The sequence below is a fragment of the Bordetella flabilis genome (assembly GCF_001676725.1).
Lineage (GTDB): Bacteria > Pseudomonadota > Gammaproteobacteria > Burkholderiales > Burkholderiaceae_B > Bordetella_C > Bordetella_C flabilis.
In genome coordinates this window covers 1506703-1521434 of sequence record NZ_CP016172.1, presented here as the reverse complement: position 1 = coordinate 1521434, position 14732 = coordinate 1506703, and the positions used below count along the sequence as shown (strand labels likewise).

General features: G+C 67.6%; 12 protein-coding genes and 1 pseudogene. 6 read left to right on the top strand and 7 right to left on the bottom strand.

Translation table 11 applies throughout. From position 1 onward, the window contains the following. Positions 1–207: 207 nt before the first annotated feature. Positions 208–2217 (bottom strand): propionate catabolism operon regulatory protein PrpR, encoded by a 2010-nt coding sequence (prpR, locus tag BAU07_RS06650; protein ID WP_084025443.1) that lies wholly within the window; start codon positions 2215–2217, stop codon positions 208–210. 172 nt (positions 2218–2389) lie between these two features. Here prpR and BAU07_RS06645 point away from each other — a divergent pair, with 172 nt between their 5' ends. From BAU07_RS06645 to BAU07_RS06625, 5 genes are read left to right on the top strand one after another with little or no spacing between them, the layout of a single operon-like run. After that, positions 2390–3382 carry a Bug family tripartite tricarboxylate transporter substrate binding protein gene (locus BAU07_RS06645; RefSeq protein WP_066655191.1) on the top strand — a complete coding sequence of 331 codons (993 nt, stop codon included), beginning with the start codon at positions 2390–2392 and terminating at the stop codon, positions 3380–3382. 27 nt (positions 3383–3409) lie between these two features. Continuing rightward, a complete protein-coding gene (locus tag BAU07_RS06640; protein WP_066655189.1) occupies positions 3410–4696 on the top strand; it encodes a 3-isopropylmalate dehydratase large subunit in 1287 nt (428 codons plus the stop codon). Further along, entirely contained in the window at positions 4689–5207 is a 519-nt protein-coding gene (locus tag BAU07_RS06635; protein ID WP_198168879.1) for a LeuD/DmdB family oxidoreductase small subunit, read from the top strand. The genes BAU07_RS06640 and BAU07_RS06635 overlap by 8 nt, the downstream gene beginning before the upstream one ends. Continuing rightward, complete coding sequence (locus BAU07_RS06630) at positions 5204–6142, top strand: isocitrate lyase/PEP mutase family protein (RefSeq protein ID WP_066655186.1); 939 nt, start codon at positions 5204–5206, stop codon at positions 6140–6142. Before BAU07_RS06635 ends, BAU07_RS06630 begins: the two co-directional genes overlap by 4 nt. Positions 6143–6200: 58 nt before the next feature. Continuing rightward, positions 6201–7154: a homocysteine S-methyltransferase family protein gene (locus tag BAU07_RS06625; RefSeq protein ID WP_066655185.1), complete on the top strand. Its 954-nt coding sequence runs from the start codon at positions 6201–6203 to the stop codon at positions 7152–7154. A gap of 96 nt (positions 7155–7250) precedes the next feature. Here the strand turns inward: BAU07_RS06625 and BAU07_RS06620 are convergent, their stop codons facing one another. From BAU07_RS06620 to BAU07_RS06610, 3 genes are read right to left on the bottom strand one after another with little or no spacing between them, the layout of a single operon-like run. Continuing rightward, the gene (locus BAU07_RS06620) at positions 7251–7925 is read right to left on the bottom strand and encodes a haloacid dehalogenase type II (RefSeq protein ID WP_066655184.1); all 675 of its coding nucleotides are present in this window, start codon (positions 7923–7925) and stop codon (positions 7251–7253) included. 19 nt (positions 7926–7944) lie between these two features. Next, entirely contained in the window at positions 7945–8751 is an 807-nt protein-coding gene (locus tag BAU07_RS06615; protein ID WP_066655181.1) for an SDR family NAD(P)-dependent oxidoreductase, read from the bottom strand. 44 nt (positions 8752–8795) lie between these two features. After that, on the bottom strand, positions 8796–9500 hold the full coding sequence (locus BAU07_RS06610) for a glutathione S-transferase family protein (protein ID WP_066655178.1): 705 nt from the start codon (positions 9498–9500) through the stop codon (positions 8796–8798). A 215-nt stretch (positions 9501–9715) separates the two neighbouring features. Between BAU07_RS06610 and BAU07_RS06605 the strand changes: the two genes are divergently transcribed. Continuing rightward, a complete protein-coding gene (locus tag BAU07_RS06605) occupies positions 9716–10345 on the top strand; it encodes a TetR/AcrR family transcriptional regulator (protein WP_066655173.1) in 630 nt (209 codons plus the stop codon). Positions 10346–10353: 8 nt separating this feature from the next. Here BAU07_RS06605 and BAU07_RS06600 read toward each other — a convergent pair. The 3 genes and pseudogenes from BAU07_RS06600 to BAU07_RS06590 form a co-directional block, all read right to left on the bottom strand. After that, positions 10354–11700, bottom strand: a pseudogene (locus tag BAU07_RS06600) (cytochrome c biogenesis protein DipZ); the annotation flags it as partial. Between the two features lie 364 nt (positions 11701–12064). Then, a complete protein-coding gene (locus BAU07_RS06595; RefSeq protein WP_198168878.1) occupies positions 12065–14206 on the bottom strand; it encodes a xanthine dehydrogenase family protein molybdopterin-binding subunit in 2142 nt (713 codons plus the stop codon). Between the two features lie 65 nt (positions 14207–14271). Next, positions 14272–14730 (bottom strand): (2Fe-2S)-binding protein, encoded by a 459-nt coding sequence (locus tag BAU07_RS06590; RefSeq protein ID WP_066655172.1) that lies wholly within the window; start codon positions 14728–14730, stop codon positions 14272–14274. Between the last annotated feature and the right edge of the window lie 2 nt (positions 14731–14732).

Genomic DNA, 14732 nt, shown 5'->3' with positions numbered 1-14732 from the left:
AATGGTAGGCGGCGCCGTCAACGGCCAGGGGCCCCTTCGGCAACAAGTCGGGCCCACATGTCACGGCCATGAGTCAGCCATTAGTCAGCCATAAGTCACGGCCACAAGTTACGGCCACACGTCACAGCCGCAACTCACGGCTCTTACGCAGACCTCAAGGCAGACCTCAAGGCAGACCCCAAGGCAGACCACGGCGCCGGCGCCCCCTCACGCCGCCGGGTCGCCGGCCTTCAGCTTGCGCCACAAGGTGGTGCGGCTGATGCCCAGCGCGCGCGCGGCGGCGGCCTGGTTGCCGCCATGCGCGTGCAGCGCCTCGCGGATGTGCCGCACTTCCGCAGCGCGCTGCAGCGCGCCCAGGTGTGCCGGGGTGGCCGCCGTATCGGCGCCGGGCATGCGCTGCGCATCGACAATGGCATACGCACCGGACGGGTCGATGACCGCGCGCAGCACTGCTGGCTGCGGCACGGCGCCGGCCAGCAGGCATTCCAGCGATATCCGTTCGATGACGTTCTCCAGCTCCCGCACGTTGCCGGGCCAGGGATGGTCCATCAGCAGCGGCAGGGCCCCCGCCAGGGCGGCGCCGGCCAGCGCCGCCGCGCCCAGTCGCTCCAAGGCCGCGGGGAACAGCTCCGCGGCCAGCGCCGCGATGTCCTCCGGGCGCTCGCGCAGCGGTGGGACGCGCACATGCAGGATATGCAGCCGATAGAACAGGTCGTGCCGGAATGCCCCCTGGCGGGCCATGGCCGCCAGGTCGCGATGCGTCGCCGCGATGATGCGCACGTCCACCGGGATCGCGTCGATCCCGCCGACCCGGGTGATTTCCTTTTCCTGCAGGGCGCGCAGCAGGCGGGTTTGCAGCGGCAGGGGCATTTCCCCGACCTCGTCCAGCAGCAGCGTGCCGCCGTCGGCCGCCTCGAACAGGCCGGCCTTGCCCTGGCGTCGCGCCCCGGTGAAGGCGCCTTCCTCGTAGCCGAACAGCTCGCTTTCCAGCAATTGCTCCGGAAAGGCGCCGCAATTGATGGCCACGAACGGCCGCGCATGGCGTCTGCTGGCGCGGTGTATGCCTTGCGCCACCACCTCCTTGCCGGAACCGCTTTCACCCTGAATCAACACGGAGGCGTCGCTGTTGCGCGCCAGCACCTCGCAGCGATGCACCAGTTCGCGCATCGGCGCCGACACGGCCACCAGGCCATTGAGGGTGTAGCGCGCCGAACGCGATCGCCGGTGCCCATGGGCCCGCAGGCGGCCGACGGCATGTTCCAGCGGCTGGGAGGGATGCAGCGTCAGCACCGCGCCGGTCTGCGAGCCCGCCTCGTACAGCGGCACCGTATCGACGACCAGCGACTGGCCGCGCAGGTCTTCGATGCGGCCCAGCTCCGCCGCGCCGCGCGCCAGGACAGGCCCGGGTTGCAGCTCGGGCGCGGCGTCGGCCAGCGGCTGTCCCACTGCCCGCCCCGCCGTCGTCCCGATAATGCGGGCAGCGGCGGGGTTGATCGTCGTCACCCGCCCCTGCATGTCCACCGCGATGACCCCGTCGTTCAGGTGCCGCAGCACCAGATCGAGGCGATCGCGGCGGGCGCGCTCCTCATGTTGCGCCAGGGCAATGGCCAACGCAGTCTCCATGGCGGCGCGCACGGAATCCAGCGAGTAAAGCAGCACCGCCGTCAGGCCCGCCTTCCTGGCGTAGTCGGCGATCATGCCGGCCCCCACCACCGCCTCGATGCCGTCCCGGGTCAGCGCCTGCACGCATTGCTGTGCATCGTCGGGTGTTTCGTAGGCGCGCAAGTCCACGTCCATGCCGAAAACCTGGATGAAGCGGCGCAAGGCGGGGGAGACGTCCTGGTGCAGCACGACGGCGATGCGCCGGGACGAGGCGCGGGCGCGCGCCAGCGCCGCCATCAGGTCGTAGCCGCCGACCTGCACCAGTACCACGGGCACGGGCAGCCTGGCGCGCAGGAAAGCGCCATTGCTGCCGGAGGCCACGACGACGTCGCAGCGGCCCTGGGCAATCGCCTGCTGCAAGGCTTCGACGGCCGACTCGAAGGCGTCATGGAGCAGTTCGACCCGGGCGCGGCCGGAGAACTCGGGTGCGACAGACTGGAAACTTTCGAACAGCCCATACCCGGTCACCGCCTGGATGACTGGCAGGCGAGGCGTGCCCGCCGGCGCGGTGCCACCGGCCCGCGCGTGGAAGGGAGGAGACGCTGGGTGTGTCATGATGCGCCACAAAGTTGAAACACTGCATTTTCACCCATGGAACGACTGCACGCCTGACAAATAGCCGGCGCGCTCCGCCTCCCTATGTAGCACCACCCGTCGAAAACTGGCACCGCTTTTGCATGAAGCAGCCTGACTGGCATACAGACCAGGAACGACAGGAGACACCCCCTTGAGCCTTTCTTCCCTGCGCCACGCCGCGTACGCGGTCGCCGCGGCATGCGTTTTCACTCTGGCGAGCACCGTTGCCGCCCAGGCCGCGGACGCGCCCTACCCCAACCGCCCCATCCGCTTGCTGGTCGGGTTCGCCGCCGGCGGCAGTTCCGATACCGTGGCGCGCCTGATGGCGCCGGCGCTGAGCAAGGCGCTGAACCAGAACATCATCATCGACAACAGGCCGGGCGCCGGCGGCAACATCGCCTCCGACGCGCTGGTGAAAGCGGCGCCGGACGGCTACACCATCATGCTGGGCACCATCGGATCGCTCGCCGTCAACCAGCATCTGAGCAAGCTGTCCTACGATCCCGCCACCGACATGGAAGCCATCTCGCTCGCCGTGTCCTTTTCCAATGTGCTCGTCGTCAACGCCAACAGCAAGATCCACAGCTTCGCCGAGTACGTCGAAGCGGCACGCAGTCCGCAATCCAATCTTTCATTCGGCTCGTCGGGCATCGGCAGCAGCGGCCATCTGGCCGGCGAGCTGCTGAAGTCGGTCGCCGGCCTGCATAACCAGCATGTGGCCTACCGCGGCGGCGCGCCCGCCATGAATGACTTGCTGGGTGGGACGCTGGGCTCCATCTTCGCCAGCCCCACCGACGCGGTGCAGTTCATCAACACCGGAAAACTGCGCGCCATCGCGACCACCGGACTGACGCGGCTCGACGTGCTGCCCAATGTGCCCACCATCGCCGAATCCGGCTATCCGGGTTTCGAGGCCAACAACTGGTATGCCTTCATGGCGCCCGACAACACGCCCTCCGATGTCGTCCGCACCCTGAACGCCGCCATCGTGGCCACCCTGAAGGACCCCGAAGTGGCCGCCAAGCTGCGCAAGCTGGGGCTGGACCCCGCGCCCACCACGCCCGCCGAAACAGCCGCCTATATCCGCGACGAAAGCCGCAAATGGGGCGCGCTGGTGCAGAAAATCCAACTCAACGCCATATGAAACCTACTCCTACGCCTGACGCGCACCATGCCATCCACCATCGCTGAAAAAATTCTTGCCCGGCACGCGGGGCTGGACGAAGTCCGCGCCGGGGACATCGTGATCGCCGACGTGGACTTCGCCATGGTCCACGATGCCCGCGCCCCCAATGCCATCCGCATGGTCGACAAAATGGCGGCGACCAGCCTGCCCTTCGCGCCCCGCACGGCCTGGGTGCTGGACCACTATTCGCCGCCCCCCAACCTTGCCGCGGCCCAGACCCATACCGCGATGCGGCGCTTCGCGGACGAACACGGCAGCCCGCTGTACGACATCGGCGACGGCATCTGCCATCAGGTCCTGCCCGAAGGCGGACACCTGACCTGCGGCGACCTCGTCGTGGGCACCGATACGCATTCGGTCACCTACGGCGCCTTCAATGCCTTCGGCACGGGCGTGGAAGGCACCGACGTCACCGCCGTGATGGCAACGGGCAAGGTGTGGCTGCGCGTGCCGCAGAGCGCCCGCATCGAACTGCAGGGGCGCCTGCAGCCGGGCGTCTGGGCCAAGGACGTCACCTTGCACATGCTGGGCCGGTTCGGCGCCGAAGGCCTGAACTACCACGCCATCGAATACGTCGGCTCCGCCGTCGGCGCGATGGAGGTGGACGACCGCATGACGCTGGCCAACCACGCCGCGGAACTCGGCGCCAAGGCAGCCTTGCTGGAGGCCGACGACAAGGTCATCGCCTGGCTGGCCGCCCATGGCGCCCGCACGCCGCGCCCCGTATCCGCCGACGCCGACGCCCGCTACGCGCACCGGCTGTCCATCGACGCATCGGCGCTGGCGCCCCAGGTCGCGCGCAAGCACGAGGTCGACGATGTCGTGCCCGTGACCGAGATAGACCGGCAGAAAGTCCACTTCGCCCTCATCGGCACCTGCACCAACGGCCGCCTGGACGATATCCGCCAGGCTGCCGCCATTTTGAAAGGCCGCAAACTGGCGCGCGGCGTACGCATGATCGTGACCCCGGCCTCGCGCAAGATCTACCTGGCCGCCGCTCGCGAAGGCCTGATCGAAATCCTGACCGAAGCGGGCGCATCGTTCGAAGCGGCCGGCTGCGGTACCTGCGTCGGCATCACCAATCACCTGATTCCGGGCGACCGTGAAGTCGCGATCTCCAGCGCGAACCGCAACTTCCAGGGGCGCCTGGGCAATCACGATGCGGAAATCTGGCTGGGCTCGGCCGCCACGGTGGCGGCCTCGGCGCTTACCGGCTATATCACCGACCCGCGCACGGTCGACGGCGGCGAATGGAGGCCTGCCCATGCCTGAAACCATGCGGGACATCATCAGCGGTCCGGTCCATCTACTGGGCGACGACGTCAACACCGACCTCCACTGCTCGGGCAAATACCTGCCCGGCAAGGATGAAGCGCAGATCGCCGCGCAGGCCTTCGATGGCCTGTCGCCAGGCTTCGCCGGCCGCTTCCGTCCGGGCGGCATCATCGCCGCCGGGCGTCATTTCGGCATCAACTCTTCGCGTGAACAGGCCGTCCACATCCTGCACCGGCTGGGCGTGGCCGCCATCGTCGCGCCCTCGTTCGGCAGGCAGTTCTTTCGCAATGCGATCAACAATGGGCTTCTGGTGCTGGAGTGCGAAACCGCCGGCCTGGCCGACGGCGACGAGATCACCATCGACCTGGCGCAAGGGCGGTTGCTGGCGCCGCGCAGCGGTATGCAACAGGCCCTGCGTGCGCTGCCGCCGCAGATCCGCGCCATCCTGCAGGAAGGCGGGTTGATTCCCTTCCTGCGCAAGCATCCCGGCTGGAGGATTTCCGCATGAGCGCCGCGATAGCCCCGGCGGGCCCCGCACACCCCGGCAAAGCCGCCCGCCTGCGCCTGGCGCTGCGCGAGCGGCTGTCCCAGGCCGGGCGCACCGCGCAGACGCTTATAGCGCCCGGCGTATATGACGCGTATGGCGCGCGCATGGTGCAGCACGCAGGCTTCCAGGCCGTATATATGACGGGCAACGGCGTATCGGCGAGCCTGCTTGGAAAGCCCGACGTGGGACTGGTCGACTTGACCATGATCACCAGCCACGCCCGGCGGGTGGCGGCGTGCGTGGACCTGCCGCTGATATGCGACGCGGACACAGGCTATGGCGCCGCCGTCGGCATCCGCCGCACGGTGGAGGAGTTCGAGGCCGCCGGTGTCGCCGCCATACACATCGAAGACCAGCAATCGCCCAAGCGCTGCGCCCAATTCCCCGGCGCGCGCGACGTGCTGCCCTTCGACGTGGCGGTGACGCGCATCGCCGCCGCCGCGGCCGCGCGCGACCGCGCCACCGGCCTGCTGGTCATCGCCCGCACGGACTGCGCCGCCTCGCTCGGGCTGGACGAAGCGATACGGCGGGCGCAGGCTTTCGCGCGCGCGGGCGCGGACGCCGTTTTCGTCGAACTCAAGGCCCATGTACGTATCCTGGAGGACATCCGGGCGGTCACCGAGCGCGCCGGCGTGCCCTGCATTTTCAACCTCGACTCCGGCGGGCCACTGGCGAACCTGCGCCCCGCGGACCTGCAGAACCTCGGCATCGCCCTGGCAATCTATCCCGCGCTGCTGCGCAATGCGCTGGGCCACGCCATGCGCGAGGCACTGGCCCATCTGCGGGACGACGGCAACACTGCCGCCATGCGCGAACGGATGCTGAGCGCGGCGGAATACAACGAGTACCTGGGCCTGGCCGAAGTGGAAGCATGGGAGCGCAGCTATCCGGCGTGACGGACGCGCATGCGGCCGGCGTTATGATTGCGGCCTCAGCGGCTTCTCTGGTGGCGCCATGACCCGCATCCCTTACGCCCAGGCCTCCGTGTCCGGCCGTCCCATGCTTGCCGACGGCGGCATCGAAACGCGGCTGATCTATGAGTTCGGCGCAGACCTGCCGGAGTTCGCCTCGTTCCTGCCGCTTTTCCGCGACGACCGCGGGGCGCTGGAACGCATCTATCGCAGCTACCTGCGGGTCACCGCGGATAGCGGCCTGCCGATGCAGATCGGCACGCCGACCTGGCGCGCACATCCGGACTGCCTGGCGCGGCTGGGTTACGACGCGCCCGACGACCTTGCGCGGGTAAACCGCGAAGCGGTACGCCTGCTCGACGACCTGCGCGCGCAGGCCGGGCTGCAGGACCGCGTCTACATCGCCGGCGTGATCGGCCCGCGCCGCGATGGCTACGATCCCGCCGGCGCACCGGGCGCCGCCGAAGCCCGGGCGTATCACGCCCGCCAGGCCGAGGTGCTGGCCGCGTGCGGCGTCGACCTGCTGTATGCCCCCACCTTTGCCTGCGCCTCGGAATTGCTCGGCGTGGCCCAGGCCATGGCGTCTACCGGCCTGCCTTACGTCCTCGCACCCGTGCTGGGGGAGGACGGCCGCCTGCCCGACGGCACGACCTTGACCGATGCCATCGCCGCCGTCGACGCAGCGGTGGCGCCGCAGCCGCTGCACGTCATGGTCGGCTGCGTGCACCCCTCGCGCGTTCAGGCAATTGCCGCGAGGGGCCCGGCCGGCGCCTTGCCGGACCGCGTCGCCGGCATCAAGGCCAACGCATCGACCTTGCCACCGGATCAGCTGGACAAGCTGGGCCGGCTGGACGAAGGGGATTGCGAGTCGTTCGCGCGGCAGATGACGGCCTTGCGCCGCGACCACGGCCTGCGCGTGCTGGGCGGCTGCTGCGGGACCAATGACCGCCATATCGCCGCGCTGGCGGCATTGCTGACCGCAACGCCGGCATCTTGATACGCCCGCCGGCGTCGCGGCCGCGGTCCAGCCGCGACGCGCGGCGCATGCGGGCACGCCGCGACCGGCACGGCTTCCCGGCGCCGCCGATCGCAGTCAGCCGCCCAGCAACGCGGGCAACTCGTCCAGCTGCTTGATCATCATGAGCGGCCTTGTGCCCAATTCATCGAAAGGGCTGTCGTTGCGATTCACCCAACAGACCTTGAATCCGAAGTGAGCCGCGCCTGCGGCGTCCCAGGCATTCGAGGACACGAACAGGATCTGCCGCGCAGGCAGCGCCAGGGTCCGGCACGCCAGTTCGTAAACCTCGCCATGCGGCTTGAACACGCCGACGCTTTCCACGCTGAGCAAATGCGAAAAGTGCGGGCGCAGCCCTGCCCCGTCGACGACGCGGCCGATGGAAAAGGCCGAACCGTTCGACAGGATGGCCAGCGGCAGTCCCGTCGCCTGCAGCCGTCGCAGCGCCGCCGGCACCTCCGGATAAGGCGCCAGCTCCAGGTATGCCTCGCACAGCGTTGCGCGGTCCGCCTCGCTCAGCGGCAAGCCCAGGCGCTCGCAGGTATAGACCAGCGCATCGCGCGTGGCGTCCTCGAACGGGATGTACTGTCCCATCAATGTGCGCAGCCAGGTGTATTCCAACTGCTTCTGCCGCCACATCACGCTCATGTCCAGGCCGCGCCCGGGATAGTACCCGTCGCAGCGCCGCGCGACCGTATGCACGTCGAACAGCGTCCCGTACAGATCGAAGACGATAGCCTTCGCCAAGTTCATGATCGCCTCCCGGTTGTCGTCACAGCGCGGAATGGTCCTTAACCGCCTCGGCCAGCCTGGGCTTGAGCCCTGCGAACCGCTCGTCCAGCGACGCAGGATCCGCCCGGTTCTGGGCAATCATGGCCGCTCGCACCTCGCCACCCCGGATGACCTGCAGCGCGCCGCTTTCGATACCGGCCACGATGGCCTCGGCCACGGCGGCGGCCGGCTCGCGGACAAAACCCAGGTCCGGCCCCGCGCGCGAGGACTGCATCATCGGCGTATCCGTCGCGCCCGGATAGGCGGTCATCACATGGATGCCTTCGCCCTTCAGCTCGCGCCGCAGCGCCTCGCCGAAGTGCGATATCCCCGCCTTGACGGCAGCATAGGTGGTGTAGAACGGCACGCCGACAAGCGCGATGCCGGAGGCGACGTTCACCACCACGCCGTCGCCGCTGGCGCGCAGGCTCGGCAGCGCCGCCCGGGTCAGCAGGATGGGCGCCAGCAGATTGACGTCCACCATCTTCAGGATGTCGCCTTCCGCGGTGTCCTCCAGCCGCCCCGCGCGCACGCCGCCGGCATTGTTGATGAGGATATCCAGTCCGCCCAGCCAGGCCAGCGCCGCGGCCAGCGCGCGCTCGCGTCCCGCGGGCGTCGAGACGTCCGCATCGATGCCATCCGCCTGGCCGCCCTCGGCGCGCAGGGTCCCGGTGGCTTCACGCACGACCGCGGCGCGCCGCCCCACGACAAAAACCCGCGCCCCCTTTCGAACCAGTTCCGTGGCCGTGGCCAGCCCGATGCCGCTCGAGCCACCGGTGACCAGGACGCGCTTTCCCTGTACGTTCATGTTCCTGCACCTCACATGGATAAGTCAGCCCTGCACCCGCCCGTTCATGCGGCCGGCGGGAAGTTCGACGGAAACAAGGCGCGCTGCGCCTCCTCGTCGTTGTCCCGCTTGAACTCGATGTTTGTGCCGACCTTGCGGGCGCGCGCCACAGCCGGGCGCGCGTCGATGGCGTGGAACCAGCGCTTGATATTCGGGTAGGCGCCCAAGGGATCCGCGGCGCCCTTCATCACCATATGCGCCCGGTCCAGCCAGCCCCAGGCGGACATGTCGGCGATCGTGTATTCCTCGCCCACCAGGAACTGGCGCCCCGCCAGGCGGTCTTCCAGCACCTGGTAGTGACGCTCCGCCTCGCGGCGGTAGCGGTTCACGGCATAGTCCAGCCCGGCCGGCGCCGCATGCTGGAAGTGCACGGCCTGCCCGGAGAACGGGCCCAGCCCCGTCGCCAGGAACAGTAGCCAGGACAGCAGTTCCGGGCGGTCCTTGGGCTGGCCCTGGTAGCGGCCGGTTTTCTCGGCCAGGTACATCAGGATGGCGGTGGAATCGAACACCGCCGCCGGCTGCCCGCCAGGGCCGTCCGTATCCACGATCGCCGGCACCTTGCCGTTCGGGTTGACCTGGCGGAAAGCCGGATCATGCTGCTGGCCCTTCTTCGTATCGACCGGTATGACCTCGTACGGCAGGCCGGCTTCCTCCAGGAACAACGAAATCTTCGCGGGGTTGGGCGTCGGGTGGAAGTAGAAACGAATCATGTGCGCACATCCTTGTTGTCGAAAGCGCTGGCGGGTTGCCGGAGCGGACGGGCGCCCCCGCTCCCTGCTTCACGCCTGGTCCCGGACGGGGTGTCACGGCGCCGTGGCCGGAGCCACGTGCGACCAGCGTGGCATTGTGTTTTAAATCACTCGTTCTAAAATAGTCAAGCGTAGACTACCGACCAATCAAAAGTAGCCGCCTCACATGAACCACTATGGGCCGACCGAGAGAGTTTGACGAAGCCGAGGTGCTGGATGCCGCGGTCGACTGCTTCTGGTCCCAGGGGTACGAGGCGACATCGATCCGCGACCTTGCCAACCGGATGGGCTTGACGGGCGCCAGCCTCTACAACGCCTTCGGCGACAAGCGCGGCCTGTATCGCCGGGCGCTCGACCACTATATCGATGGCAGCTTTGCCGATCGCGTACGGCGCCTGGAAGGCCAGTTGCCGCCGCGCCAGGCAATTGGCGCCTTCTTCGCGGAAATCATCCAGCGCTCGCTGGATGATAAACAGCGCAAAGGGTGCATGCTGGTGAACTCCGCATTGGAGCTGGCGCCGCACGATGCCGAGTTCCGCGAGATCGTGACGGGCGTGCTCGCACAGATCGAAGGGTTCTTTCACCGCTGCGTCGTGGCCGGCCAGCGCGACGGCACCATCACCACATCCCAGCCTGCGGCCGATATGGCGCGGCTGCTGCTGGGTGTACACATCGGGTTGCGCGTACTGGCCCGGACCCGCCCTGAGCGGCCGCTGCTCGAAGGCATGATCAGGCCGGCGCTTGCGTTGCTCGATACTCAGGGCGCAGGCAAGGCGACGTCCCGCCGGGCATCGCGCAAGCCCTAGCGTTCCCGACCGGTGCGCATGTCGGCCAGGCGGACGGCCGCGGCCGCGCCGCCGGCGTCCGCCGCGGTGGCATCGCCGTGCGCCGGGTCGCGTGCTTCCTGCAGGAGCTGCTGGATGACCTGCTCCGACCTTTCATAGGCGCCCTCGCCGAAATGGTGGTAGCGGATATGCCCCTGCGCATCGATGAAGTAGTGCGCCGGCCAGTACTCATTGTTGAAGGCATTCCAGATGGTGAAGTTGTTGTCGAGTGCCACGGGGTAGACGATACCCAGGCGCTTGAGCGCCTTCGTCACGTTATCGACGTTGCGCTCGAAGGCGAACTCCGGCGCATGCACGCCAATGACGACCAGCCCCTGGTCCCGATACTTCGCTTCCCATGCCTTCACGTACGGCAGGGCGTGCAGGCAATTGATGCATGAGTAGGTCCAGAAGTCGATCAGCACCACCTTGCCGCGCAGCGAGTCCAGCGAGCGCGGCGGCGAATTCAGCCATTGCACCGCGCCGTCGATGGATGGCGCCGGGCCTTCATCGGGCAGCGGCGCTCGCGGCGCGGCGGCGGGCGCCGCCTGCGTGTCGGCAACCTTGATCGCGGACACCGTACTTTCCATCGCGGCGTCCGCGCGCGATGGCGCCCGAGGCTTGAGCCAGTCCACGAGTTGTTGCTCGATACCGTCCGTCGAAGCCGTGGACAACTGCGCCAGTACGCCCGTATCCAGGCCCAGCGAGATCGCCGCCACGCCTGCGATCATCGCGGCGCCCAGGCTACGGCGTATCCATTCCCCGGCGCCCAGCGTGCGTTTCATCGCCGTGAACAGCTTGCCGCCCACCCGCAAGGCCAGGGCCAGCGAGGTTGCCGCGCCGGCGGCATACGCCAGCAGCAAGGCGGTGGACCCGATACCCGGCCCTTGCAGCGCAGCCCCGGTCAGGACCAACCCCAGGATGGGGCCGGCACAAGGCGCCCACAGCAAGCCCGTGGAAATACCCAAAAGGAAGGAAGCCCGCGCACTGCCGCCTTCGCTCGCGTCGGCGGCGGCGGACAGCCGATTGCCGGCATGCACCAGCGGGCGGGTAAGCCGCTCCGCGACCCGCGGCAGCAGCAGCGCGACGCCGAATACGCCCAGCAGCGCCAGGGCAAGCCAACGCCCGTACTCGTTGGCCGCGACCGCCCAACCGCCCCCCACGGCGGCCAGCGTCGCGACCGCGGCGAAGGTCAACACCATCCCGGCCAGCAGGGACAGCGCACCGCGCCGGAACGACAGGCCCGCCCGCGAGAATACGAAGGGCAGCACCGGCAGGATGCAAGGGCTCAGGATGGTCAATGCACCGCCCAGGTAGGCAAGGACGATCAGCAACATGATGGACTCCGGATAGGGGCCGGCCGCGGGCCGGATGGGCACGATGGGCACCGGCGCAGGATATCGGCGCGCCGGGCCCGGAGTCCTCACGGAGAATTAAAGATTTGTTCAACAAGCCGGGTTTGCTGGTCGTAAAGCCGAAGTGGGGGCGGTGGGCGCGGCCGGCCTGATGGGCGCGGCGGTGGGAGTAATGGCGTGATGCGGTGATGGGTAATGGGTGATGGGTGCGATAGCCGAGCCGGGGTACGACCGCCGCCAAAAGTAAACAGCCCACCGCGATGGGTGGGCCGGGTGCATACGTGCCGACATCCACGAACGACTTGTCTACTACACGTCATGCCTGCTGACGGCCGTCAACGATGCATCATGCATTAAGGAGATCGCTGATGCGTTCCGGCGTAAATGGCATGGCGCGCAGCCGTTTCCCGGTCAGCGCGTACACGGCATTGGCGATTGCCGCACCCGTCATCGGCACCCCGATTTCCCCCGCCCCGGACGGCGCTGCCCCGGATTCGACGATGCGTACCGTGATCTCCGGGATTTCGTTCACGCGGAGCACCTCGTAATCGTAGTAATTGTTCTGCTGGATCTCGCCGCGCTGGACCGTAATGCGCTCCTTCAGCGCGCCCGACAGCCCGAACACGATGCCGCCCTCGGTCTGGGCGACCAGATTCTGCGGATGGATCGCGATACCCGGGTCGACCGCAGCCCAGAAGCGATGGACCCGGATCTGCCCCGACTTCCGGTTCAGGGATATCTCGGCAACGCCCGCGCCTATCGTCGTCTTGTACCCCGCGAAAGAAAGGCCGTGGGCGCGTCCTTCGGGCGGCTTGCCGAAGCCGGACATGGCGACGACGGCATCCAGGACGGCGCGCCCACGAGGACTCTTGGCGAGCAAACCCTGCCTGAAGGCCACGGGGTCGCTCTTTGCCGCTTCAGCGAGTTCGTCGATAAAACATTCACGCGCGAAGCAGTTCGGCCCCCACCCAATTCCGCGCCAGGCCGACACCCGCGTACGCCGTTCAAGAATGACGTGGTCGGCCATGAAATCCGGAATATCGTAATCAGCGCTCTCCGTGCCTTCCATCACCAGCACGTCACGATTCCTGGCGTTCTCCCAGCGGGACGGCGCGGCAAAGGCAAGAATCGACGGGCTGGCGACACGGTGATGAAACGCCACCACCTTGCCGTTCGCGTCCAGCGCCGCCTCGAGCTTATGGGCCGTCACAGGGCGAAGCCAGCCATTCTTCACATCGTCTTCGCGCGTCCACATGAGTTTCACGGGGCGCTTGACCTGCCTGGACAAGATCAAGGCATCGTGCAGATTGTCGCGCGCAAAGAAAGTCCGCCGGCCAAATGCGCCCCCCATCTGCATCGCATGAAAGCGGATGCGATCAGGCGTCGTCTGCAATGCCTGCGCGGCCGCTGCGATCGAAACGGACTGGCTTTGCGTGCCCAGCCAGACCTCCGCGCCCTTGCCGTCCGGGTCGACCGCGGCAATCGCGTTCAGCGGCTCCATCTGCCCATGGTAGGTGTACTCGGTCGTGTAAACGGATTCGAACCGCCGCTGCCGGGCCTCCTTTATGGCCGCTGCGGCATCCCCGCGCGATTCCCATGCCGTTGCCGGCCGCGCCGCGTCCTTGACGGCAGTGACCGTCGCAATCAGGTCGGCGGCACTGTCCGCAGAACGGAACCGCGATATCTGGCTCCACTCGACCTTCAACAGATCCCTGCCCTGCAGCGCCGTTTCCCAACGCTCGGCCAGGACCACCACCGAGTTCTTCAAGCGAACCACGTCCACCACGCCAGCCAGCGCTTTCGCCTCGGAATCCACGACGGCGACCGGCGACTCGCCCTCTACCGGAGCGTGCAGTTGCGCAGCGTAGACCATGCCGGGCAGGCGGACGTCCATCGAATAAACCGGTTCGCCACGGGTTTTCCCCGGAATATCGCGACGCCCGGGGTTGGTGCCGATCAGGCGATACGCGGATCGGGGCTTCAGGTCTGCCTCCGTAATCGCAGGCACATCATTGACGATAGCCGGCAGCGCCGCGACGTCGCCAAAACGCATCTTCCTGCCGCTGGGCGTATGGATAACCACACCCGGCTCCGTCGTGACTTCACTTGGCGGCACTTTCCACGCGCTTGCGGCCGAATACACCAGAATGCGCCGTGCACCAGCGCCAGCACGCCGCATGATGTCGAAGTAGCCGGCGACCGAGGAACTGCCCGCCGTAAACAACAGGCCACCCGTGTGCGGATTGCCGAAGATGGCCTGCGGGCCCTGGTCCACCTGCTCCACCCTGACCTTGGCCCAGTCAGCATCGAGTTCCTCGGCCAGGATCATGGGAAGCGAAGTCATGACCCCCTGCCCCATCTCGGTCGCCGCAAACCGGATAGTGACTTGATCGTCGCGACCGATGCTCACCCATGCATTGGCTGCGATCCCCTCTGCCTGTGAGGAATCCGGATTCCCACGCACAGCCTGCACGGCGCCCCCCGCCAATACGGCGAAACTCAAGGCACCCGCGGACCGAAGAAAGTCCCGGCGCGATACATTGACGGATTGCCTCACGATGACGCCCCTTCGGCCGCGCGTTGCACAGCGCGCACGATCCGCTGGTAGGTGCCGCAGCGGCACAGATTCGACGCCATGGTATCGACGATTTCGTCCCGGGTCGGCTGGGGATTCACCCGCAATAGTGCGGCGGCGCGCATGACCTGGCCGGACTGGCAGTATCCGCATTGCGGCACCTGCTCCGCCACCCAGGCCTTTTGCAGGGGATGTTGCCCATCGGGCGACAGACCTTCGATGGTGGTAACGGAGCGTCCTGCCACCGCTTCCAGAGGCATCTGGCAGGCAAAGACCGCGTCACCGTCCAGGTGCACGGTACATGCCCCGCACGCGCCGGCCCCGCAACCGTACTTCGTGCCCGTCAAACCGAGATGTTCACGCAGAATCCAAAGCAGCGGTGTCTGCGGACTTGCCGCCACGTCGACACTGCGGCCATTTATTGTCACGACAGCCATGA

What these genes read in the sequence shown, in the direction of transcription:
- BAU07_RS06620 (WP_066655184.1), bottom strand. Translation starts at nt 7,925, where the DNA reads ATGAACTTGGCGAAGGCTATCGTCTTCGATCTGTACGGGACGCTGTTC.
- prpR (WP_084025443.1), bottom strand. Translation starts at nt 2,217, where the DNA reads ATGACACACCCAGCGTCTCCTCCCTTCCACGCGCGGGCCGGTGGCACC.
- BAU07_RS06590 (WP_066655172.1), bottom strand. Translation starts at nt 14,730, where the DNA reads ATGGCTGTCGTGACAATAAATGGCCGCAGTGTCGACGTGGCGGCAAGT.
- BAU07_RS06640 (WP_066655189.1), top strand. Translation starts at nt 3,410, where the DNA reads ATGCCATCCACCATCGCTGAAAAAATTCTTGCCCGGCACGCGGGGCTG.
- BAU07_RS06615 (WP_066655181.1), bottom strand. Translation starts at nt 8,751, where the DNA reads ATGAACGTACAGGGAAAGCGCGTCCTGGTCACCGGTGGCTCGAGCGGC.
- BAU07_RS06625 (WP_066655185.1), top strand. Translation starts at nt 6,201, where the DNA reads ATGACCCGCATCCCTTACGCCCAGGCCTCCGTGTCCGGCCGTCCCATG.
- BAU07_RS06630 (WP_066655186.1), top strand. Translation starts at nt 5,204, where the DNA reads ATGAGCGCCGCGATAGCCCCGGCGGGCCCCGCACACCCCGGCAAAGCC.
- BAU07_RS06605 (WP_066655173.1), top strand. Translation starts at nt 9,716, where the DNA reads ATGGGCCGACCGAGAGAGTTTGACGAAGCCGAGGTGCTGGATGCCGCG.
- BAU07_RS06610 (WP_066655178.1), bottom strand. Translation starts at nt 9,500, where the DNA reads ATGATTCGTTTCTACTTCCACCCGACGCCCAACCCCGCGAAGATTTCG.
- BAU07_RS06635 (WP_198168879.1), top strand. Translation starts at nt 4,689, where the DNA reads ATGCCTGAAACCATGCGGGACATCATCAGCGGTCCGGTCCATCTACTG.